The organism is Mesorhizobium sp. M1066, from assembly GCF_040318635.1.
Classification (GTDB): domain Bacteria; phylum Pseudomonadota; class Alphaproteobacteria; order Rhizobiales; family Rhizobiaceae; genus Mesorhizobium.
This window is the reverse complement of the sequence record NZ_JAMYMR010000019.1, coordinates 92,850-116,342: the sequence shown is the minus strand read 5'-3', so window position 1 is coordinate 116,342 and position 23,493 is coordinate 92,850. Positions and strand designations below refer to the sequence as shown.

The 23,493-nt window shown below is 63.0% G+C and carries 14 protein-coding genes and 1 pseudogene; 4 read left to right on the top strand and 11 right to left on the bottom strand.

The window, feature by feature from the left end; genetic code table 11:
• Positions 1-98 precede the first annotated feature (98 nt).
• Positions 99-1,148 (bottom strand): threonine aldolase family protein, encoded by a 1,050-nt coding sequence (locus NKH52_RS22245; RefSeq protein ID WP_352733544.1) that lies wholly within the window; start codon positions 1,146-1,148, stop codon positions 99-101.
• A 494-nt stretch (positions 1,149-1,642) separates the two neighbouring features.
• Between NKH52_RS22245 and gltB the strand changes: the two genes are divergently transcribed.
• A complete protein-coding gene (gene gltB, locus NKH52_RS22240; protein WP_352733547.1) occupies positions 1,643-6,379 on the top strand; it encodes a glutamate synthase large subunit in 4,737 nt (1,578 codons plus the stop codon).
• Positions 6,380-6,519: 140 nt separating this feature from the next.
• Entirely contained in the window at positions 6,520-7,974 is a 1,455-nt protein-coding gene (locus NKH52_RS22235) for a glutamate synthase subunit beta (RefSeq protein ID WP_352554009.1), read from the top strand.
• Between the two features lie 161 nt (positions 7,975-8,135).
• Here NKH52_RS22235 and NKH52_RS22230 read toward each other — a convergent pair whose 3' ends face one another.
• The gene (locus tag NKH52_RS22230; RefSeq protein ID WP_352733551.1) at positions 8,136-9,344 is read right to left on the bottom strand and encodes an SGNH/GDSL hydrolase family protein; all 1,209 of its coding nucleotides are present in this window, start codon (positions 9,342-9,344) and stop codon (positions 8,136-8,138) included.
• Between the two features lie 129 nt (positions 9,345-9,473).
• Positions 9,474-10,694: a lytic murein transglycosylase gene (locus NKH52_RS22225; protein ID WP_352733554.1), complete on the bottom strand. Its 1,221-nt coding sequence runs from the start codon at positions 10,692-10,694 to the stop codon at positions 9,474-9,476.
• Positions 10,695-10,903: 209 nt separating this feature from the next.
• Between NKH52_RS22225 and galU the strand changes: the two genes are divergently transcribed.
• On the top strand, positions 10,904-11,809 hold the full coding sequence (galU, locus tag NKH52_RS22220) for a UTP--glucose-1-phosphate uridylyltransferase GalU (RefSeq protein ID WP_023810070.1): 906 nt from the start codon (positions 10,904-10,906) through the stop codon (positions 11,807-11,809).
• Positions 11,810-11,849: 40 nt separating this feature from the next.
• Here galU and NKH52_RS22215 read toward each other — a convergent pair whose 3' ends face one another.
• Positions 11,850-13,640 carry an outer membrane beta-barrel protein gene (locus tag NKH52_RS22215; protein ID WP_352733556.1) on the bottom strand — a complete coding sequence of 597 codons (1,791 nt, stop codon included), beginning with the start codon at positions 13,638-13,640 and terminating at the stop codon, positions 11,850-11,852.
• 251 nt (positions 13,641-13,891) lie between these two features.
• Between NKH52_RS22215 and NKH52_RS22210 the strand changes: the two genes are divergently transcribed.
• Complete coding sequence (locus tag NKH52_RS22210; RefSeq protein ID WP_127414279.1) at positions 13,892-14,893, top strand: KpsF/GutQ family sugar-phosphate isomerase; 1,002 nt, start codon at positions 13,892-13,894, stop codon at positions 14,891-14,893.
• Between the two features lie 63 nt (positions 14,894-14,956).
• Here the strand turns inward: NKH52_RS22210 and NKH52_RS22205 are convergent, their stop codons facing one another.
• From NKH52_RS22205 to NKH52_RS22175, 7 genes and pseudogenes are all read right to left on the bottom strand, one after another.
• Positions 14,957-15,421, bottom strand: a complete 465-nt coding sequence (locus NKH52_RS22205) for an NfeD family protein (RefSeq protein WP_023810067.1) — start codon at positions 15,419-15,421, stop codon at positions 14,957-14,959.
• Between the two features lie 11 nt (positions 15,422-15,432).
• Entirely contained in the window at positions 15,433-16,383 is a 951-nt protein-coding gene (locus NKH52_RS22200; RefSeq protein ID WP_127259978.1) for an SPFH domain-containing protein, read from the bottom strand.
• 121 nt (positions 16,384-16,504) lie between these two features.
• A pseudogene (locus NKH52_RS22195) lies at positions 16,505-17,716 on the bottom strand (NAD(P)/FAD-dependent oxidoreductase).
• A 158-nt stretch (positions 17,717-17,874) separates the two neighbouring features.
• Positions 17,875-18,939 carry a ferrochelatase gene (hemH, locus tag NKH52_RS22190; protein ID WP_352733559.1) on the bottom strand — a complete coding sequence of 355 codons (1,065 nt, stop codon included), beginning with the start codon at positions 18,937-18,939 and terminating at the stop codon, positions 17,875-17,877.
• 235 nt (positions 18,940-19,174) lie between these two features.
• Positions 19,175-21,232 carry a 5'-nucleotidase C-terminal domain-containing protein gene (locus NKH52_RS22185; RefSeq protein ID WP_352733562.1) on the bottom strand — a complete coding sequence of 686 codons (2,058 nt, stop codon included), beginning with the start codon at positions 21,230-21,232 and terminating at the stop codon, positions 19,175-19,177.
• Between the two features lie 187 nt (positions 21,233-21,419).
• Positions 21,420-21,797: an outer membrane lipoprotein Omp10 gene (gene omp10, locus NKH52_RS22180; RefSeq protein WP_127259982.1), complete on the bottom strand. Its 378-nt coding sequence runs from the start codon at positions 21,795-21,797 to the stop codon at positions 21,420-21,422.
• 183 nt (positions 21,798-21,980) lie between these two features.
• A complete protein-coding gene (locus tag NKH52_RS22175; RefSeq protein ID WP_352733565.1) occupies positions 21,981-23,426 on the bottom strand; it encodes a homospermidine synthase in 1,446 nt (481 codons plus the stop codon).
• Positions 23,427-23,493 lie beyond the last annotated feature (67 nt).

Below are 23,493 nucleotides of genomic sequence, written 5' to 3'. Positions count from 1 at the left end.
CCCACCCCCCCCCCCCCGCCTCAAAAAAACCACGCCCCCCCCCCTGCCCCCCGCGCCCCCAAACCCCCCCGCTTTTTTGTTGTCCGGGATATCCGTTATCAGGCGATCAGCTGGCCAAAACGGTCGACTTCATCGGCTGTCGTCGCAAAGCTGGTGACGAAGCGGTAGAGCAACTCGTCCTCGCCGATGTGGCCGTCAAAGCCATGCGGCTTGTGCCAGTCGTAGAAGGCGGCCCCCGCGGCCTGCAGCCCCTCGGCCTCGGCTTTCTTGATCACCGCGAAAACCTCGTTCGCCTGCGGCAGCCATGCCAGCTTGGCCGTGGCCGAATCCTCGATCGCGGCGGCAAGGCGTGCGGCCATAGCGTTGGCGTGGCGGGCGGTGTCCAGCCACAGTCCATCCTTGAAATAGGCCTCGAACTGCGCCGCGACGAAGCGCGATTTCGAAAACAGCTGGGCGGCGCGCTTGCGCAGGAAGGCCAATTCCCTGGCACGATCAAGATCGAACAGCACGACCGCCTCGGCGCACCAGCAGCCGTTCTTGGTGCCGCCGAAGGAGAGGATGTCGACGCCGCGTTTCCAGGTCATTTCGGCCGGTGTCGTGTCGAGTGCGACCAGCGCATTGGCAAAGCGGGCGCCATCCATGTGCAGGGGCACCGAATATTGTTTGGCGATCGCGGAGATCGTCTCGATCTCATCCAGGCCGTAGATGGTGCCGACCTCGGTCGACTGGGTGATCGAAACGGCCATCGGTCGTCCCCAATGGACGATTTCCGGTGCGAAACGGCCGATGGTCCTTTCCAGATTGTGCGGATCGATCTTGCCCAGCGCGCCATCGATCTCATGCAGGCGAGAGCCGCCGGAAAAATACACCGGCGCGCCGCATTCGTCCTCGATGACATGCGATTCGCGATGAGCAAAGGAAATGCCGCCCGGCTTGTTGTAAGCGGTGAGCGCCAGCGAGTTGGCGGCCGTGCCGGTGGCGACGAAGAACACCGCGACCTCGCGTTCGAAAATCTCACTGAAGCGCTGGTAGACTGCCCGGTCGAGCGCACCGTCGCCATAGGCGGTGGAAAAGCCGCCGGCATTGGCCGACAGGCCGGCGGCAATATTGGGATGGGCGCCTGCCCAATTGTCGGAAGCGAAGAACATGCATCTGCCTATGTCTTGGGAGATCGGGGCTTTGGGGAAATCAGCCTGAAGTTGACCGGTTTCGCGAGCGGACCGCAAGGGGCCAGGCGCCGGAAAAATGGTAAAGCCAGCCAACCGACAAAGCCCAGGTCGAAGACTGAAGTTTACGTTTTTCCTCAACTTCACGACATTTTCTGTCGCGGAAAGCCCAGGTTTTTTGTGAATCGGTCTTGTGTGCGTCCCAGATTTCTGCAATAAAAATTTAGGACAGTAGTGCTGTCTTATTTTGTCGCACAAAACGAGCTGGATTGGCGTATCATTTGGGCCTCTCCGGCTGTTGCCGCGAGCTACAGGTGGACAGCCAGACTCTGGCCTGTACGATTACCAGATGCGATCCATGCGGAAAGCTGCCTGGTTCGGCAAGGATTTCGCAAGACGTGCCACAAGGATCAGGGTGAGCCAAGCGCTTGCCGAGGCAAACCAGCGCCTGAATGGCTGGGAATGGAGGACAGGAGATGACGGACATGACGCACTCTGCGACGAACGGCCAGGCCGCGCAGACGAAAGCGGCAACCGTCAAAACCATGTCCCGGACCGATATTGGCCGAACCGTCAACGGCCTTTCCGCCCAGGGCCTTTACGATCCTCGCAACGAGCATGACGCCTGCGGCGTCGGCTTCATCGTCAATATGAAGGGCGTGAAGTCGCATCAGATCGTCAAGGACGGGCTGGCCGTGCTCGAAAACCTGACGCATCGCGGCGCCGTTGGCGCCGATCCGCTGGTCGGCGATGGCGCCGGCGTGCTGGTGCAGCTTCCCGACCAATTCTTCCGTGAGGAGATGGCGGCCCAGGGCATCGACCTGCCGCCGGCCGGCCAGTACGGCGTTGGACACTGGTTCATGCCGCAGGACGTGGCCCTTCGCGCCCATATCGAGGACATCATTGCCGAATCGGCGCAATCCGAGGGGCTTCCGCTCATCGGTTTCCGTGACGTGCCTGTCGACAATTCGTCGCTGTCGAAGGCGCCTGATATCGTGGCATCCGAGCCGTTCCATCGGCAGATATTCATCGGCCGCACGCCAGACATTACCGATGACGAGGAATACGAGGCCAGGCTCTATCTGCTGCGCAAGGTGATATCGGGCCGCATCTACGCCGAGAACGACAACAAGGACATCGGCGCCTATTGCGTGTCGCTGTCGGCGCGCACCATCGTCTACAAGGGCATGTTCCTGGCCTACCAGGTCGGCGCCTATTACAAGGACCTGATCGATCCGCGCTTCGAGACCGCGCTGATCCTCGTCCACCAGCGCTTCTCGACCAACACCTTCCCGTCTTGGAAGCTGGCGCATCCCTACCGCATGGTCGCCCACAATGGCGAGATCAACACCGTGCGCGGCAACAACAACTGGATGGCTGCGCGCCAGGCGTCGGTCGATTCCGAACTGTTCGGCAACAACATCTCGAAGCTGTGGCCGATTTCCTATGACGGCCAGTCCGACACCGCCTGCTTCGACAATGCGCTCGAGTTCCTGTTCCAGGGCGGGTACAGGCTCAGCCATGCCATGATGATGCTGATCCCGGAAGCCTGGGCCGGCAACAAGCTGATGGATGCCGATCGCAAAGCCTTCTACGAATACCATGCGGCACTGATGGAGCCGTGGGACGGGCCGGCGGCGGTGGTCTTCACCGATGGACGCCAGATCGGCGCCACGCTCGACCGCAATGGCCTGCGCCCGGCACGCTACATCGTCACCGACGACGACCGCGTCATCATGGCCTCGGAAGCCGGCGTGCTGCCGGTGCCCGAGGAGAAGATCGTCAAGAAGTGGCGGCTACAGCCAGGCCGGATGCTGCTGATCGACCTGGAGAAGGGGCGTATCGTCTCCGACGAGGAGCTCAAGTCGGAGATCGCGACCAAGCATCCCTACAAGACCTGGCTCGCCAACACACAGCTCATCCTCGAAGATTTGAAGCCGGTCGAGCCGCGCGCGCTGCGCAAGGATGTCAGCCTGCTCGATCGCCAGCAGGCGTTCGGCTACAGCCAGGAAGACACCAAGCTTTTGATGTCGCCGATGGCGACAACAGGCCAGGAGGCGGTGGGCTCGATGGGCACCGACACGCCGATCTCGGCGATGTCGGACAAGTCGAAGCTGCTCTACACCTATTTCAAGCAGAACTTCGCCCAGGTCACCAATCCGCCGATCGACCCGATCCGCGAGGAACTGGTGATGAGCCTGGTGTCCTTCATCGGGCCCCGGCCCAACATCTTCGACCTGGTCGGCAATTCGCGCCGCAAGCGGCTCGAGGTGCGCCAGCCGATCCTGACCAATGGCGATCTCGAAAAGATCCGCTCCATCGGCCACACCGAGGACCGCTTCGACACCAAAACGATCGACATCACCTATGGCTCGGCCGAAGGGGCCGCGGGCATGCAGGGCGCCATCGACCGCCTGTGCGAGCGGGCGGAGGCGGCGGTCGCCGGCGGCTACAACATCATCATCCTGTCCGACCGCCAGGTCGGGCCGGACCGCATCGCCATCCCGGCGCTGCTGGCTACGGCTGCGGTCCATCATCACCTCATCCGCAAGGGGCTGCGCACCTCGGTCGGCCTCGTCGTCGAATCCGGCGAGCCGCGCGAAGTGCATCATTTCTGCTGCCTTGCCGGCTATGGCGCCGAGGCGATCAACCCGTACCTTGCCTTCGACACGCTGCTCGACATGCACAAGCGCGGCGAACTGCCGAAGGAAGTGGACGCCTACGAAGTCGTTTCGCGCTACATCAAGTCGATCGGCAAGGGCATCCTCAAGGTGATGTCCAAGATGGGCATCTCGACCTACCAGTCCTATTGCGGCGCGCAGATTTTCGACGCCATCGGGCTGAAGACCGATTTCGTGCAGCAATATTTCACCGGCACCGCGACGCTGATCGAAGGCGTCGGGCTGGACGAGATCGCGGCCGAGACGCTCAGCCGCCATAATGACGGTTTCGGCAACGACCCGGTGCTGCGCAACAGTCTCGAGGTCGGCGGCGAATATATGTACCGTATGCGCGGCGAGGCGCATATGTGGTCGCCCGACGCGGTCGCCACCTTGCAGCACGCCGTTCGCCAGGGATCATGGGAAACGTTCAAGGACTATTCCGCCCAGATCGACAGCGAGACGGCCCGCGCGCAGACCATTCGCGGCCTGTTCAAGATCAAGCTGGCCGGAGAAACCGGCCGCAAGAAGGTCGCGCTCGACGACGTCATGTCGGCGGCCGATATCGTCAAGCGGTTCTCGACCGGGGCGATGTCGTTCGGTTCGATCTCGCGCGAAGCGCACACGACGCTGGCGCGCGCGATGAACCAGATCGGCGGCAAGTCGAACACCGGCGAGGGTGGCGAAGAGGCCGACCGCTATCTGCCGCTGCCTGGCGGCGGCAAGAACCCGGAACGCTCGGCGATCAAGCAGATCGCCTCGGGTCGTTTCGGCGTCACGGCCGAATACCTCGTCAATTCCGACATGATGCAGATCAAGGTGGCGCAGGGTGCCAAGCCCGGCGAGGGCGGCCAGCTGCCCGGCCACAAGGTCGACGCGACCATCGCCAAGGTCCGGCATTCGACGCCGGGCGTCGGCCTGATCTCGCCGCCGCCGCATCACGACATTTATTCGATCGAGGATCTGGCACAGCTGATCTACGATCTGAAGAACGTCAATCCGGCGGCCGACGTGTCGGTCAAGCTGGTGTCGGAGGTCGGTGTCGGCACGGTTGCGGCGGGCGTTGCCAAGGCACGCGCCGACCACATCACCATTTCGGGCTATGATGGCGGCACTGGCGCCTCGCCGCTGACCTCGCTCAAGCATGCCGGCAGCCCTTGGGAAATGGGCCTTGCCGAGACGCACCAGACGCTGGTGCTGAACGGTCTGCGGTCGCGCGTTGCGCTGCAGGTCGATGGCGGTTTGCGCACGGGGCGCGACGTGATCATCGGCGCGCTGCTCGGCGCCGATGAATTCGGCTTCTCGACCGCGCCGTTGATCGCGGCCGGCTGCATCATGATGCGCAAGTGCCATCTCAACACCTGCCCGGTCGGCGTCGCGACTCAGGATCCGGTGCTGCGCAAGCGCTTCAAGGGCACGCCCGAGCATGTCATCAACTTCTTCTTCTACGTGGCGGAAGAGGTGAGGGAGCTGCTCGCCGAGATGGGCTACACCCATCTCGACCAGATCATCGGCGACACCGATCTTCTGGAAAAGCGCGACCTGATCGTGCACTGGAAGGCGCGAGGGCTCGATTTCTCGAAGATGTTCTTCAAGCCGGATGCGCCGCATGAGGCCGTGCATTGGACCGAGCGGCAGAAGCACCCGATCGACGACGTGCTCGACCGCAAGCTGATCGAGCTGGCAAAGCCGGCGCTCGAAAGTAAGCAGCCGGTCAGGATCGAGGTCGACATCCGCAATGTCGACCGCTCGACGGGCGCCATGCTGTCGGGTGAAGTGGCCAAGCGCTTCAAGCACAAAGGCCTGCGCGAGGACACGATCCAGGTGAAGCTGACCGGCACCGCCGGCCAGTCCTTCGGCGCCTTCCTGGCGCGCGGCATCTCGTTCGAGCTCGTCGGCGCCGGCAACGACTATGTCGGCAAGGGCCTCTCGGGCGGACGCATCATCATCCGGCCGCCCGAAGAGGCCAAGATCGTCGCGGCCGAATCCATCATCGTCGGCAATACCGTGCTCTATGGCGCGACCGAGGGCGAGGCCTATTTCGCCGGTGTCGCCGGCGAGCGTTTCGCCGTGCGCAATTCGGGCGTCGCCGCCGTCGTCGAAGGCGTCGGCGACCATGGCTGCGAGTACATGACGGGCGGCATCGTCGTCGTCATCGGCCAGACCGGCCGCAACTTCGCCGCCGGCATGTCTGGCGGCGTCGCCTATGTGCTCGACGAGGCGGGTGATTTCGCCGAGCGCTGCAACATGGCGATGGTCGAGCTGGAGCCGGTTCCGGAAGAAGACGATCTGATGGAAAGGCTGCTGCACCATGGCGGCGACCTCGATCACAAGGGCCGCGTCGACGTCTCCGGCGACATGACCAGCCATGACGAGGAGCGGCTTTACCAGCTGATTTCCAACCATGTGCATTACACCGGGTCGGTACGTGGCCGCGAGATTCTCGACGACTGGACGATTTTCCGGCCGAAGTTCCGCAAGATCATGCCGGTCGAATATCGCCGTGCCCTGATCGAGATGGAACGCATGCGCATGGGCGTCGCGGCGGAATAGGCTTGCAATTGCCGGGGAGCCCAGGCTTCCCGGCCCATCTTCATCGACAGTTTGACCTCCGGCGCAAGGTTGCCATGGCTGCCTCAAGGGGTTAACGGGTGCGGCGAAAACCGCACCATCTGGACAGCAGGAACTGGACTATGGGCAAGGTAACAGGCTTTCTCGAAATCGACCGGCAGGTGCACAAGTACCAGCCGGCCTCCGACCGCATCCGGCATTTCCGCGAGTTCACGCTGCCGATGTCTGACAAGGAGGTCGAGAAACAGGCCGCGCGCTGCATGGATTGCGGCATTCCGTTCTGCCACGGGCCGACCGGCTGCCCGATCCACAACCAGATTCCGGACTGGAACGATCTCGTCTACAATGGCGACTGGGACAACGCGATCCGCAACCTGCATTCGACCAACAATTTCCCGGAGTTCACCGGCCGCATCTGCCCCGCGCCCTGCGAGGAAGCCTGCACGCTGAACCTGGAGGACATTCCCGTCGCCATCAAGACGGTCGAGCAGGCGATCGCCGACAAGGCCTATGAAACCGGCCACATCAGGCCCTATCCACCGGAGAAGAAAACCGGCAAGCGCGTCGCCGTCATCGGCTCCGGCCCTGCCGGCATGGCGGCGGCCCAGCAGCTTGGCCGCGCCGGACACGATGTCCATGTCTACGAGCGCGAAAGCCGGCCCGGCGGGCTGATGCGCTACGGCATTCCCGACTTCAAGATCGAGAAGCACTATATCGACCGGCGCATCGAGCAGATGCAGGGTGAGGGCGTGACATTCCATTGCGGCGTCAATGTCGGCGTCGACAAGCCGGTTGCCGAGCTGCTCGCCGAACATGATGCCGTGCTCTATTGCGGCGGCTCGGAAACGCCGCGCGCGGCCGGCATTCCCGGCGACGATCTCGGCGGCGTGCATGACGCGATGCCCTATCTGGTGCAGCAGAACAGGCGGGTCGGCGGCGAACCGATCCAGTCGGTGGCGTGGCCGTCGCATCCGATCATCGCCGGCGGCCAGCATGTCGTCGTCGTCGGCGGCGGCGATACCGCGTCCGACTGTGTCGGCACGGCCTTCCGTCAGGGCGCCGTGCGCGTCACTCAGCTCGACATCCGCCCGCAGCCGCCGGAAAAGGAAGACAAGCTTTCGGTCTGGCCTTACTGGGCGACCAAGATGCGCACCTCGTCTTCGCAGGCCGAAGGCGCGGAGCGCGAATTCCAGGTGGCGACGCTCGAATTCATCGGCGAGGAAGGCCAGCTGACCGGCGTCAAGTGCTGCGAGGTCGACGACAAGCGCAAGCCGATCGCCGGTACCGAATTCGTCATTCGTGCCGATCTCGCTTTCATCGCCATCGGCTTTGCCGGGCCGGCCGCGGCCGGGGTGGCGAAGGAACTGGAGGGTGAGATGAAGATCACCACCGACAGCCGCCGTTCCAGGAATGTCGAGGCCAATGACCGCGACTACAGGACCAGCGTCGACAGGCTCTATGCGGCCGGCGACGTGCGTCGTGGCCAGTCGCTGGTCGTCTGGGCAATCCGCGAGGGCCGCCAGGCGGCACGCTCGATCGACGAGGCGCTAATGGGGTCGAGCGTTCTCCCGCGCTGAGTCCGTTTCGAAACTCTACTCCTGCGGCCATCTGAAGGCGTTTACTGCGCTTCCGGTGCTCGCGTACTCAAATGTACGCTCCGCTCCGGTTCTCGAAAACACCATCATATGACTCGCAGGAGCGAGTTTCGAAACGGCCTCGGAGCCGCTGCGCAGCGATACTAACGATTGATCGCGGTTGTGGTGTCGGCCGCGGCTTTCGGCGGCCATGAGAAATCGTCCGCGCGGCCGGGCGATGCAATCGGTGCCTTGCCCTCGACCACAAGCTTTTCACCGGGCAGGTCCGGATTTGCTTTCGCCGGCGGGGCCGCGCCCAGCAGTTCGGAGCCACCGTCGAGTGCCGGATCGCTGAGCAGCATCGGCGCGGTGCGGTCGATGACGATGGGTGCCGCGGCCGGCGCAGGCGCCTCGACAGGGGCGCCCGCCGGAGCGGACGGCGTAACCACGCTTCCAGGCGCGGTCAGGCCGAGGATCTTCAGCAGCGGTTTTTCGGTGTAGAAGGCGAGCTTGCGCTTGCCCGCCCTCGAGACGTTGATGCCGTCATCGGCGCGCAGCCGCATCGGCTGACCGTTGATGTCGGGGCCGCTGGTGACGAAAGCACCGTTCTCATCGACGAAGCCGTCCCAGACGTCGACGAATTCACCGCCATGGCTTTCAGCGGCCTGATGGTAGATGTCGTTGAAGGCCAGCATGTCGGAGGTCATCTTCGGCACCCGGAACGCCGGCATGCCGACCCACAGGAAAGGCACCTTGGCTGTGGCGATGGCTTTGCCAAGCGCGTCGGTGCGACGCTCATATTCCTTGGTCCAGGTTTCAGAGCGGGGCTGCTCGCGCACGTCACCGACCTTCATCTGCTGGCGGTCGTTGGAACCCAGCATGACGATCACGGCGGCAGGTTTTTCGGTCTCGATCAGCGATTTGATCTGTTCGGGCCAGTTGTAGAAATCATCGCGTACGAAGCCGGACGAGCCATTGCTGCGAACGACGATCCTGACGCCGGCATTCTCGGCAAAGGCGGTGTCGAGGCCTTCGGCGAGGCCGGCCGCCATGAAGTCGCCGACCACCAGTACGGTGCGGGCGTCCGGTGCCTTGTCGACCACCGGGATTTCCGGTTCTGCGGGCGGGCGCGGGGCACGGGGTTTTTTCGCCTTGGGCCTGGGCCTCGGCTTCTGGATGTCCTGCGGCGGCTCGATCCGCTCACTGCGGCGTGGGAACAGAAGGTCGCGCAGCGACCAGCTGCGGTTTTGCTGCTCCTGCGCCATCGCCGGCGCATGAAAGGCGCCAGCCACACCGACGGTGAGCACGATGGCGGCCAGAATGAGCACCGGCATGCGACGAACAAGCCCTGCGATGCGCGCAGCCGAAGCCAATCGTTTTCCTCCATCCCTTGGCGCGGTCCTGCCGAAAAACCGCATCGGGTTCTCGACAAATGCCGCGCCAACCAGATTGCTACAGCGTCCTTTGCGCGGCCGAAAGGCCGCGCGGCACCGCAGGCGGCTCTATTTCTGCCGGAGCCACTTCAGCACTTCCATGCTCGGGTAACCGTCCTGGGTCAAGCCGGCCTTGGCCTGGAAGGCCAAGATGGCTGATTTCGAGCCGTCGCCGATCTTGCCGTCGAACTTGCCGTCATAAAGGCCATGTTGGGAAAGCCGCTGCTGCAGCTCCTGCCTTTCCTCGAAAGTGAGCTTGGTGAAAGGCCGCTTCCAGTCCTGCACGAGACCGCTGGAGCCGGCGATTTCGTCGGCAAGAAGGCCGACGGCAAGCGCATATTTGTCGGCGTTGTTGTAGGCTTTGATGACCGTGAAATTCTTGATCATCAGGAAGGCCGGCCCGCTGCGGCCGTCCGGTACTTTCAGCGTCGCTTTGTCGGAGCCGTTCTTGAACGGCTTACCATTGGCCCTGACGACGCCAAGCGCCTGCCACTGCGACAGCGTCTTGGAACCGCCGGGAAGTTTGCCGGCCGGCAAGGCGACCTCATAGCCCCAGGTCTTGCTGGCCTGCCAGCCATTCTTCTTCAGCAAATTGGCTGATGTCGCCAGCGCATCGGGGATCGAATTCCAGATGTCGCGCTTGCCATTGCCGTCCATGTCCACGGCATAGTGCAGATAGCTGGTCGGGATGAACTGGGTGTGGCCCATGGCGCCGGCCCAGGATCCGCTCAGATGGCTTTCGTCGATGTCGCCGGTCTGCAGGATCTTCAGCGCGGCGACCAGCTGAGTGCGGGCGAATTTCGCCCGCTTCGGATCGGCATAGGCCAAGGTCGCCAGCGAGCGCACGACGTTGCGCATGATGTCGTCGCGCTTGAGGATCTCGCCATAGTTCGATTCCATCGACCAGATGGCCAGCAGGATGTAGCGGTTGACACCGAACCTGGCCTCGATCCGGTCCAGCCACGGCTTCCATTTCCTGGCCATCTGCTGGCCGACGGCGACCGACTGGTCATGGACGCGGTTGTCGAAATAGTCCCAGGCAGGGGCCGTGAATTCAGGCTGCGTACGCGCCTTTTCCAGCACCACCGGGTCGATATCCCTGATGTTCCTGAAGGCCTGGTCGTAGAGGGCGCCGGAAACGCCGCTCTGCACGGCGGTGGCGCGGAAGCCGGCGACCCACTGCCGGAAACCGGCATCGGCGAAGGCAGGGCCAGGCATCAGCAGAGCGAGCGATAGGCTGGCTGCCGCTATGACGCTGGTAAAACGTTTTGCGGCATTGCGAACGGACATCTTTTCCTCCTTCTCTGTCTCAGGAAAGACCATTCATCGCCGAACCAGGTTAGGAATTAGTTTACCATAGACGCCACCGGGAACGAAAAGACGCTTCGAAGCTTTACCGGTGGACATTCCTCTCAGTTGCCCAGTAGTCCCCAATTCCGGCGTGAAAATGTCTTGGAACGGGGATTGCGGAGCTGGCCCTCAAACGGATAATTGAAAGCATGAAGAGAGTTCGCAAGGCAGTCTTCCCGGTCGCTGGTCTCGGCACACGGTTTCTCCCGGCCACCAAGGCTGTCCCCAAGGAAATGCTGACCGTCGTCGACCGGCCGGTGATCCAGTATGTGGTGGATGAGGCGCGCGAGGCCGGCATCGAGCATTTCATCTTCGTCACCGGCCGCAACAAGGCCGTCATCGAGGACCATTTCGACATCCAGTTCGAACTCTATGACACGCTGGCCCAGCGCGGCAAAGACGACCAGCTCGCCCGCCTGCAACGGCTGCAGCCGGCGCCGGGGCAGACCAGTTTCACACGCCAGCAGGTACCGATGGGACTTGGTCACGCCGTCTGGTGCGCCCGCGAGCTCGTCGGCGACGAGCCCTTCGCGCTTTTGCTGCCCGACATGATCATGCAGTCGGAGAAGAGCTGCACGAAGGCAATGGTCGAGCTCTACGAGGAGACCGGCAACAACATCATCGCGGTGCAGGAATGCGCTCCCGCCGAAGCCCACAAATACGGCATCGTCGGCCGCGGCGAGGACACGCATCACGGTTTCCGCATCACCGAGATGGTGGAAAAGCCGAAGGCCGGCACCGCGCCGTCCAACCTTTACATCAACGGCCGCTACATCCTGCAGCCGGAGATATTCAAGATCCTTGAAGGCCAGGAAAAAGGCGCCGGCAACGAGATCCAGCTCACCGACGCCATGCTGAAGCTGGAAAAGCAGCAGCCTTTCTACGGCTACCACTATCGAGGCCGCACGTTCGACTGCGGATCGCCGGAAGGCTTCGTCGAGGCCAACGTCGCCTTCGCGCTGTGGCGCAGCGACATGAACGAGAACATGGCTGGCGTCATCCGCACGCTTCTCGACGAGCTGAAGCCATCTGAGCGCCGCGGCGCTGCGTTTTAAGGTATTCTAGCGAGCGGCCGGATGTCGTTGGTGCGGCGGTTCAGCGCTGCACCTTCACGCCGAGGAAGATGCTGTTGGCGGTGTAGTCCCGGCCCGGCAGATTGCTGGTCAGCTTCTCGGTCCTCACTCTTGTGGTCAGGCCGGCGTAGCGGTTCAGCCACCAGGTCAGTCCGGCCTCGGCGCTCAACACCCTGTCATGGCCGTCGATGCCGATGTAATCACGCCAGTCGAGGCCCAGAGCCGCATTGGCGGTGAGGTTGGCGCGAATCTGGCGCTCGCCGGTCAGGCGACCGGAATAGAGGATGTCGCCGCTTTCGCCCGATGTGGTCGTGGGCTCGACGGTGGTCCGCCCGGTCAGGCCGATCGTGGTGCCGCGCTCGGGTGACCATTTGAGGTCGGCGTTGACGGTGGCACCGGAGATCGCATCAAGGTTTTTGTCGTCGATCGCTTCCCTGAGCCAGCCGGCCGAGAATTCGCCCGACAGCTTCTCACCCATGTCGAGTGCAAGGCCAGCGCGGGCGCCGAGCCGCGTCGACGAGCGCTCGAAGCCTTCATTGTCGATGCGTTGATCATAAGTCCGGCGGCCGACCTCGATTTCGGTGAAAGGGGTCAGGGCAGGGGAGATCTCGTAGCCGGTGCGCAACGTCGCCGTGTAGAGCGTGGAGTCCTGATCCTTCTGCAACAGCGAGGTGCCGTCCGAGAGCTTGGCGTCGCCGTAGAAGTCGTGCGAGACCGCGCCGGTCAACGTGTACTGCATCTTGCCGAGATGCTTTTCGAGGGCGAGGCTGCCATCGATGGTCTGCCGTAGCGGCTGCTTGCTGACGCCCGCGATGGCGTCCGGCGATGATGCTGATTCCGGCACGGCCTCGTAGCCGAGCTTGGCGATGGCGCGCAACTCATTGTCGAGGTCGACATTGAGCTGGCCTTCGATGCGCCCTTGCTCGTCGTGAACCGGGTAACCCGAGACGGTCTCGCGAAACAGGCCATAGCCGTCGATCGTGGCTGAGTTCTCGCGCCAGTCGGAGGCGGCTGAAAAGCGCAGCGCCGTCTCGGACAGCAGCGCCGACTTGCCGGCACTGCTCGAATCGCCGTTCGATGTGGCGGTCAGGCCCTGTTCGATCGTCGGCCGGATGACGAAGGAACCCCATTTGACGCCGGTGGCGGCAAACGGATCATCCTCCGGTTTCTTCTTCTGGCCTTCGATGGCGTCCGTGCGCTCCGCGCCTGGGTCGAGCTTCTGCCTGTCGGCGCTGTCGATGGTGAGAGCGCGGCGGTTGGCCGTGTCCTCATCGGTGTCCGCACCATCGGTGGCGTCCGTCTTGGAGGCGGTCGTGGAAGCGGTGATGTCGGAGGCGCCGGCCGTCGATTTCTTCTTCTTTTTCGATTTGTCGGCAGCCTTGTCCTTGGCCTGGTCAGCCGCATTCTGCCTGGCGGTCGATGAGCGGCGGCGAGGCTTGGGCGGCGCCGCAGTGTCGGCGGACATGTCGTCAGTGGCTGCGGGCGGGTCGAAGAGGCTGCCGGTCGCGTTGGCGTCGCCGGTGTCGGCGTCGTCAGGCACGGCACCGGCGCTGGCCGGCAGATAGGTGCGGGCCGGCGCATTGTCCTGCGCTGCATTGGCCGGCTGTTGACCCTGCGCTGCCAGGGCCAGCTGTCTCGCCTTGCGCTGCTGGTCGGACAGGATCGCCGATTCCGAAACCTCGCCGCGCAGTTCGGTTTCCTGGGCATGGAGCGCAGTCGGGCGCAGCAAGGCAAACATGCTGGTTGCCAGCAGCAAGGCGCAGACCGCCTTGCCCTTTCGTCCTGTCGAATTTTCTGGCTGGGCCCCGGACATCGCCACCACTGCTTGCGCGGCGCACGCGCGCCATACTTACCGAACCGTAAATGGGGATGGTTAACGGAGGGTTGAGGCGGCGGCCGGTCAACCACCTGAAGCGCTGATTTCCAAAGGGATTCATACCGCGTGCGTCAAGCTTTTGGTTTTCGCCCCTGCCGTCGTCAAAAAACCACCGCACACGTTCGGGCAACATGCCTTGGGCCATTTCTGTTGGACAGCGCGCCGGCAAAGCGCTAATCGCATCAGCCATGCATGCGGGATCCCTGGATAAGAAGCCTTCGGACAGGCAAGCCTCGATCGCTTCGGCGCTGAGGACGGTGGCGACAGAACAGGCTGGGGTTGCAGCCCTTGCCGAGGCCTTGGAGAACGGATTGGCCGCGCCTTTCGCGCAGGCGGTCGAGATGATCTCTGGGATTGAAGGCCGGCTCATCGTCACCGGTGTCGGCAAAAGCGGCCATATCGGTTCGAAGATCGCCGCGACGCTGGCCTCGACCGGCACGCCGGCTTTCTTTGTCCATCCCGCAGAAGCCAACCACGGCGATCTCGGCATGATCGCCAGGGACGACGCCATCATCGCCATGTCGTGGTCGGGCGAGAGCAAGGAACTGATGGGCATCGTCGCCTATTCCAGGCGCTTTTCCATTCCGCTGATCGCCATCACCGCCGGAGAGACATCGGCGCTGGCGCGGGCGGCGGACGTGGTGCTGCTTTTGCCGCGCGCTCCGGAAGCCTGCCCGCACGGCCTGGCGCCAACGACATCGACGCTGCTGCAACTGGTGATGGGCGACGCGCTGGCGATCGCGCTGCTCGAAGCACGCGGCTTCACGCCGGATCATTTCCGCACCTTTCACCCGGGCGGCCAGCTCGGCGCCAACCTGACGCAGATCCGCGAGATCATGCATGTCGGCGACAGGCTGCCGCTGGTGGTCGCGGGCACCGGCATGCAGGACGCGATCCTGGAACTGTCGCGCAAGGGGTTTGGCTGCGTCGCTATCACCGACGCCGACGGCGCGCTGGTCGGCATCATCACCGATGGCGACATCCGCCGTCACATCGGCAGCAATCTGCTGGCGATGACGGTGGATCAGGTGATGACAAAAGGCCCGAAGACCGCGACGCCGGACACGCTGGTGGCAACGGCGCTGCAAACGATCAACAATTCAGCCATCACCAGCCTGATGGTGGTGGAGGGCCGGAAACCAGTCGGCCTCATCCACCTGCATGACCTGCTGCGTATCGGCGCGGCCTAAGGCGCGTCGATATTCAGGTGATGCCGGCCTGACCCGGATCTCGACACTCTTAACGCCGCTCGTTCAGACCGCCTCGACGGTCAGTTCCAGATCCGTATCGGCCGCACCCGTCACGCGCACTTGCGTGCCGGCCGGCAAATCCGGCCCGGAGACACGCCACAGCGTATCGCCCAGCTTGATGCGGCCGCGTCCATCCCGGATCGGTTCGGCAAGTGTCGCCATCCTGCCGACCATTTGCGCGCCACGCCGGTTGAGCAGCGGCTGGTCGGTCGGGTCATTGCGGCTGCCGACCAGCTTCTTGCCGACATAGGCCGAGACCAGCGACAGCGCCAGGAAGGCGAGGACCTGGACCTGCCAGGTCCAGAAGCCGGCGTCCCAGATCAGCAGCGACACAGCGCCGATGATCAGCGCGGCGATGCCGATCCACAGCATGAAGATACCCGGCGCGATGATTTCCATCACCAGCAGGACGAAACCGAGTACCATCCAGTTCCACGGGCCGAGTTCGGAAACGATGCGGTCGATCATTGGTTTCGACCTCAGTTGTCGGTTGGGCGAACGACCGGCGGGCGCGCGGCCTGCCTTTGCGAGCCAGTCGTGCCTTCGCTGCGGAAGACTTCCTTGGCGATCTCGCCAATACCGCCGAGCGAACCGATCAGCGACGACGCCTCGAAGGGCATCAGCACGATCTTGCTGTTGGTGGCCGTGCCGATCCTGCCAAGCGCTTCAGTGTATTTCAGCGCTACGAAATAGTTCAGCGCCTGCACATCGCCTTTGGAGATCGCTTCCGACACTACCTGGGTGGCGCGGGCTTCCGCCTCGGCCGAACGTTCGCGCGCCTCGGCATCGCGGAAGGCGGCTTCCTTGCGGCCCTCGGCCTCGAGGATCTGCGACTGCTTGAGGCCTTCGGCGGCAAGGATCTGCGCGCGCTTGTTGCGTTCCGCCGTCATTTGCCGGCCCATCGATTCGATAAGGTTGGCCGGCGGGTTGATGTCCTTGATTTCGACGCGGGTGATCTTGATGCCCCACGGATGGGCTGCCTCATCGACGACGCGCAGCAGGCGCTCGTTGATGGCGTCGCGGTTCGACAGGAGTTCATCGAGGTCCATCGAACCCATGACGGTACGGATGTTGGTCATTGTCAGATTGAGGATGGCGTTCTGCAGTCCGGAAACCTGATAGGCGGCCTGCGCCGCATTGAGGATCTGGAAAAAGGCGATGCCGTCGACACCGACGATGGCGTTGTCCCGGGTGATGATTTCCTGACTCGGAACGTCGAGCACCTGCTCCATCATGTTCATCTTGGCGCCGATGCGGTCGATGAACGGGTAAATGAAATTGAGACCCGGGCTCAGTGTCTTGGTGTAACGGCCAAAGCGCTCCACCGTATAGTTGTAGCCTTGCGGGATTGTCCTGATGCCTTTGATCAGCAGCACCAATACCAGAAGGGCAAGTGCACCAACCGCAATATCGAAACCACTGAAATCCATTTGGCTCTCCCTCAGACGAAGGCCGCTCAAGCCATTCTCGCGCAGCCGACTTCACCAAAGACTTAAGTGTGTTTCACATGCGTTACAATCAGGTGATGATGGATTGTTTATAGGGTTGCACTCAGCGGTTGAAGGCAAACAGCCTTGCATCCGTGTCATCCAGGCCGTTGATCGAAGCCGGGACAATCTCGGAAGCGATCTGCGAGAAGGTGATGCCGTTGCCGCCATAGCCCAGCACCGCATGGATGCGCGGGTGGCGGGGAATGGCGCCGATATAAGGCAGGCCGGTGGTCGTGGTGCCGAACGAGCCGGTCCAGGCAAAATCCGGTCTGGTGTCGAGATGCGGAAATAGCAGGCCGAGCTTCTCGGCGATGCGTGTGCTCTTATCGGCGATCAACTCGTCGCGCCGCGCTTCGTCGATAAAATCCTCGTCCTCGCCGCCGCATATGACCCGGCCGTCGACCGTCGTGCGCATATACAGATACGGCTCCGACGCTTCCCAGATGAATGCTGCGTCCGGCCAGAGCTTTCGCGGTTGCGGGCGTGTCGCAATCGCCCATGTCGAGATGATCCGGTGGGCCGCGGCCGGCACGATGTCGACAAGTTCGTAGCCGGTGGCCAGAACAACATGTCGTGCGGTTATGGTCGGGCCATCCCTGGTCGCGACGACAACAGCTTCGGCGCTGTCCTCGATCATTGTGGCTTCGACGGGGGCATAGAAGCGTGCCTTGCGCTCCAGGGATTTCAGCAGCAGCCCAGCCGTCAGCTTGCGCGGGTCGAGCGCGATGTTGCCATGGCCGAGAATGGCGCCTTCGCGGTCGATGCCGAATTTCTCGGCTAGCTGTTGTCGGGTTAAGCAGATGGCGCCGATGCCGGCTAGCCGACGTGCCTCGGCCTCGTCGCGCAGTTCCGACGGACCAAGCATCGTGCCGGCCAGATAGAGTGATGGCATGCGACTCAGGCCACAGTTGATGCCGAGTTCGGCGATGCGTCCGGCGAGATTGGAGACGGCGAGCCGCGAGCGTCGCCAGGCCTGCTACGCCGAGGCTCTGCCGACCATCTTCGAGAGCGTGGAGAGAGGCTGGTCTATTTCGAATGCCACCAGTGCGGTGGTTGCGGCCGTCGAGCCCTTCAGCGGGCCGCGCCGGTCGATGCAGATCACCCGATGGCCATCGGCCGTCAGCGCCTCGGCCATCATGGCGCCGCTGATGCCCATGCCGACGATCAGCACATCCGTCTTGACGTCCCGGATCAGGCCGTCCGTCGGCACCGCAGGCGCGCGATAGGCCGACCAGATGGGCTGGCCAGTTCTGAGGTCGAGTTTGCGGGGCATCGCATTCTCCGGAAGGCGCGCCTTAACGGCCCGGAGCTTGTGTTGTTCCGGAGTTAGAGCGGCGAGCCGCTCTAACTCTCTGGTTGACAAAATTCCCAAGGGAAAGCGCTACGCGCTTTTCCCAGGAAAACCGTTTCACACTTTTCCTGGAATTTCTCCTACACCCAGCCGGACAGTTCGCGCCGCACCATCGCCTCGATCACCGCCATCCCTTCCGCGCTATCGTTGAGGCAAGGGATATGGGCGAAATTCTTGCCGCCGGCATGGTGGAAGGTTTCGGCCGCCTCGCGGCCGATCTCGTCCAGCGTCTCGATGCAGTCGACGGAAAAGCCCGGATTGACGATGGCGATCGACTTGACGCCGTCCTGCGCGAGTTTTTCCACCGTCTTGTCAGTGTAGGGCTGCAGCCATTCCTGCGCGCCGAAGCGCGACTGGAAGGTGATGATCAGTTTCTTCTCGCTCCAGCCGAGCCGTTCACGCAACAGCCGCGTCGTCTTCTGGCAGTGGCAATGATAGGGGTCGCCCTTCTCGAAATACGGTTTTGGAATGCCGTGATAGGAGGTGATGACCACCTCCGGCTCGAAGTCCAGCGTCGCCAGATGCCGTTCGATCGAGCGCGCCAGCGCTTCGATATAGACCGGTTCGTCATAGTAGGGCGGCACGCTGCGGACCGCCGGTGCGCGGCGCATTTTCATCAGCGCGCGAAACAGCTGGTCGTTGGCTGTTGCCGTGGTCGTCGCTGAATATTGCGGATAGAGCGGGAAGGAAAGAATGCGGTCGCAGCCCTGGTCGACCAGACGCTGGGCAATGCTGGCGGTTGAAGGGTTGCCGTAGCGCATCGCCCAGTCGACGACGACATCAGGCAGGTCGCTCAGGGCTTCAGCCAGCTTTTCGGCCTGGGCGCGGGTATAGGTGCGCAGCGGCGACTCGTTCTTTTCCCGGTTCCAGATCCGTGCGTAGTTGGCGCCCGACTTCTTGGGCCGCCTGGTGAGCACAAGGCCATAGAGGATCGGATACCAGATTGCCCTGTTGAGCTCGATGACGCGCGGGTCGGACAGGAATTCACGCAGATACCGCCACATCGGCTTGAAATCGGTGCCGTCGGGCGTGCCCAGATTGACCAGCATGACGCCGATCTTGCCCGCCTTGACCGGCGGATGCCCAGCGGGCAACGGGCCGAGCGCCTTTGCGGCCTTGGGTTCGGCAGGGGTGGGAAGCGTCATAAGGGTTCTCCGGAAGACGCGAACCTAACCATCTTGCGCGCGCTTTCAATGCAACGTCTGGCCGCACCTTAAAGCGGGTTGTCTGAATGGATTCAGACGACCGCTTTAAGTCTTTGTTTTCATGCATGTCGTTCTCCCAAAACCGAGTTCACTTTTGGGCGACATGCATTAGCCCGAAAACAGGACGCCCGTCCGGTTTTCGGGCGGGCGGTGTCATTCAGGCATATAAGCGAGGCTATTTCGGCGGGATGGTCAGCGTTGCGCCGACCGGAAGCCGGCGCGGCTCATAGCCCTTGTTGGCGCCCGAAATGACCTTCCACCTGGCGCCGTCGCCATAGGCTTTCTTTGCCAGATCCCAGTAGGTGTCGCCGGCAACGATGACATGGCTGGCTTCGGCCGGCGCGGCCTCCGCAGGCTTTGCCGGCTCGGCGGCGGGAGCCGGTGCCGCCGGGGCGGGGGCTGCTTCAGCCGGTTTTGCCGCCTCGGCCGGTGGCGCTGGCGGGGGTGGCGCTCCCTCTGTCGATATGGCCGGGGGCGTGTTGGCAATGTCGCCCGAGTTGGCCGGCAATTCGGGCATTGCCGGTGCCGCATCGGCGGGCTTGGCGGCTTCAGCCGTTGCCGGGGCCGCTTCGGCTGGCTTTGCCGGCTCAGCAGCCGGGGCCGCAGGCGCCGCAGCGACGGTCGCGGCTATTTCGGTGATGCGGCCGTCGAGCTTCGGCGTGTAGGGTCGGTGGGCACCGAGATAGTCGGCAACCACCTGTTCGAGGCCGGGGCCGTAATCGTAGGCATTCTTGGCCTTGTCGGCGAAGATCTTGTAGCCGTCGCCGCCCTGGCGGACATAGTTGTTGGTTGCGACCAGATAGTCCTTGTCCGGCTTGATCGGCGTCCAGGCGCCGCCTTCCATGACTTCCACCGACTTGACGCGGCCAGCATTGGGCGCGACGGATTTGTCGAAGGAATATTTCAGGCCGGCGACCTGGGGGAAGCGCCCGGCGCCGTCCTCGACCTGGCTGAGGCCGCCCTCGAGGCCAGCCACCAGATCCTTGCCCGAAATCTGGAAGGTCGCCAGCGTGTTCTGGAACGGCAGCACGGTCAATACCTCGCCCATGGTGACGGTGCCCTTGTCGATCGAGGCGCGCAGGCCGCCGCCATTGGAGATGACGATTTCGACGCCCTGTCCCTTGACGCGGTCGAGGACGGCGTCGGAGACGAGATTGCCCATCGCACATTCTCGGGTGCGGCAGCTCTCACGACTGCCGTCGATGACGTCGGTGGTTTCCGCCACTTCCTTGTTCTTCAGCGCCTCGATCGGGGCCCCAAGCTCCTTGATGCGGGCGAGCACGGCCGGGTCGGGGGTGATCGACTTGTCGAGATAGATCGGGTCGCCGCTGGCCGATTTGACGACGCCATTGTCGTCGAACACCACCTTGAACTCGCCGAGATATTTCGAGTAGGACGCCGCCTGCACCACTGGCACCTTGTAGCCGTCCGGATTGTCGACCATCGTCGGGTAGGGGCCTTCCGCCTCCGGATCGGTGTTCGACAGCAGCGAATGGCTGTGGCCGCCGACGACGACATCGATGCCCGGGATCTTGGCAATGACGTCGCGCTCGCGCCTGTAGCCGATATGGGTCACGGCGATGATCTTGTTGACGCCTTCGCCCTTGAGCTTCTGGACTTCGGCGGTGATCGACTTGACGTCGTCCTCTATTGCGACATTGGGTCCGGGGGAAGCGAGATCCGGCGTGTCGTTGGTGATCGCGCCGATGATGCCGATCTTCTGGCCGCCGACCTCAACGACAACAGACGGCTTGACACGGTCGCCGAGCTTGGATTGCGCGTTGGCCTTCACATTGGCGCCGAGCACCGGGAACTTGATCATGTCGAGGAACGGCGCCAAGGCCACTTCGCCGTCGTCGAATTCATGGTTGCCGAGCGCCATGGCATCGAACTTCATGTCGTTGAGGAATTCGCCTTCGACCTTGCCTTTATAGGTCGTGTAGAACAGCGAGCCCTGGAAATTGTCGCCGGCGCTGAGCAGCAGCACGTTCTGGCCTTCCAGCTTCTTGCGTTCCTGGGCGATCGCGGTGATCAGCCGGCCCGCGCCGCCGATGCACTCGCCCTTGGTTTCCTCGTCCGCCGAGCAGGTCGATTCATATTTGTTGTTGCCTTCGATGCGGCTGTGCCAGTCGTTGATATGCAGGATGTTCAGCGTGTAGTCGGCAAAGGACGCGCCGGCCGACAGGCCGAGGGCTGAGGCAGACAGGGCTGCAATGGCGGCAAGCTTCTTCATCTTCGTCTCCCGGAAAGCTGGTCAGAGGCCACTAGCGCTCTTGTTTGACTGGAACATTACAGCCGGCGCTTTGGCCATGTTCCCATCGCGTTCCGGATGACGCAAGCGGAATCCGGGACCCTTTGCCGGCACAAAAAAGGACGGCGGCCAACCGGCCGCCGTCCTTGGAAAACGAATGGTCGTGGGTTCAGACGCGCCTTGTCAGCACGAAATTCTGACCGCTGGAGCTCGTGCAGTTGAGCTGGCTTGTCGATACCATCAGGCAGTTGAAGCTGACCGCGGTCTGGCGGATCAGCGAGGTGCCGTTGATCTGCACCGATGTGGCGCCTGTCATCGTATAGCTGCCGTCGGCAAGCTTCTGGCCGGTGTCGGTGGCGACCGTCGTGAAGGTGCCGCCGGCAAAGGTCGAAAGGCCGGTGCCCTTGGCGTCGATCCACGAGCCCTCGACGCCTTTCGGCGCCGCTGCCATCGGCGGTTCATCGGGGCCGCTGGTCGCACAGGCGGCGAGCATCGTCGCAATGGCACCCGCCACGCTCATCGAAAGAATTTTGCGCGCAATGATCATGTGAAAATCCTCTCCTCTCGCATCGGCCCGAAAATCGGAATCGATTTTCGACAGGCACGAGGCGTGCATCCAAGTTTCCAGAGCGACGTGCGTCCAGATGAATACGTATCGCTGTGGTCCGCATCCCTTCAATCGCCCGATTTCCGGGCGATTGCAAGGCAGTGAGGCAGGTAGGCGGTGCTGCTATCGCACAAGGATGTTGCGGAACTGCCACGGGTCGTTCCGGTCGAGGTCTTCCGGGAACAGGCCGGGACGGTTATCGAGCGGCGTCCAGTCGGTGTAGTAGCCCTTGACCGGTCCGAGATACTGGGACTGCACTTTCAGGCACCGCCTGTAGTCCATCTCGTCGGCTTCGACGATGCCGGCCTCGGGGTTTTCCAGCGCCCAGACCATGCCCGAGAGCACCGCCGAGGTGACCTGCATGCCGGTGGCGTTCTGGTAGGGCGCCAGCTTGCGCGCCTCGGCGAGCGACAGCTGCGAGCCGTACCAGTAGGCATTCTTGTCGTGGCCGTAGAGCAGCACGCCGAGTTCGTCGACGCCGTCGATCAACTCGTTCTCGTCGAGCACATGATGCACCGGCTGAGGCTTGCCGGCGGCGCCGAACATCTCGTCAAGCGACAGCATCGCGTCGTTGCAGGGATGATAAGCATAGTGGCAGGTCGGGCGGTACTGGACCTTGCCCTTCTTCGAACGCACGGTGAAGAAATCGGCGATCGAGATCGCCTCATTATGCGTCACCAGCAGGCCGTATTGCGCGCCGGGCGTCGGGCACCACGAGCGCACGCGCGTGTTGGCGCCCGGCTGCTCCAGATAGATGGCTGCCTTAGAGCCATGCTTGTGCTTCTTGGCGTTCTTCGGCATCCATGTCTCGTGTGTGCCCCAGCCAAGTTCAGCGGGCTGCAGGCCCTCGGAGATGAAGCCTTCGACCGACCATGTGTTCCAGAACACATTCATCGGCTTCGGCTTCTTGGTGCGCTGGGTGTCGCGTTCGGCGATGTGGATGCCCTTGACGCCGGCCTTCTTCATCAGCTTGGCCCAGCCCTCGCGGTCGTCCTGCGCGGGCTCCGAGAACTCCAGGCCAAGATCGGTGGCGAGATTGACCAACGCCTGCTTGACGAACCACGAGACCATGCCTGGATTGGCGCCGCAGGTGGAGACCGCCGTGGCGCCGCCGGGCTTGTCGTGCTTTTCCTTGAGCAGCGACTCGCGCAGCGCGTAATTGGTGCGGCTGGCGTTGTCCGCCTTGGCGTCGAAATAGAAGCCGAGCCACGGCTCGACGACGGTGTCGATGTAGAGCACACCGAGCTTGCGGCAGAGCCGCATCAGGTCCACCGAGCCGGTATCGACCGACAGGTTGATGCAAAAACCCTGGCCGCCGCCATTGGCCAGAAGCGGGGTCAAGAGTTTCTTGTAGTTCTTCTCGGTCACCGCTTCCTGGACGAAGGCGATGCCGCGCTCGTCGAGCAGCTTGCGGTCGGTGTCGCGCGGGTCGATGACCGTCATGCGCGACTTGTCGAACTTGAAATGGCGTTCGATCAGCGGCAGCGTTCCCCGGCCGATCGAGCCGAAGCCGATCATCACGACGGGGCCGCTGATCTCACCGTAAACGGGCCAGTTTTCATTCGCCATTTTATCGAGCACTCCTTCAAAACCCAGGAAACTGGGAAAACACGCGCAAAACCGGGAATTTCTGCCC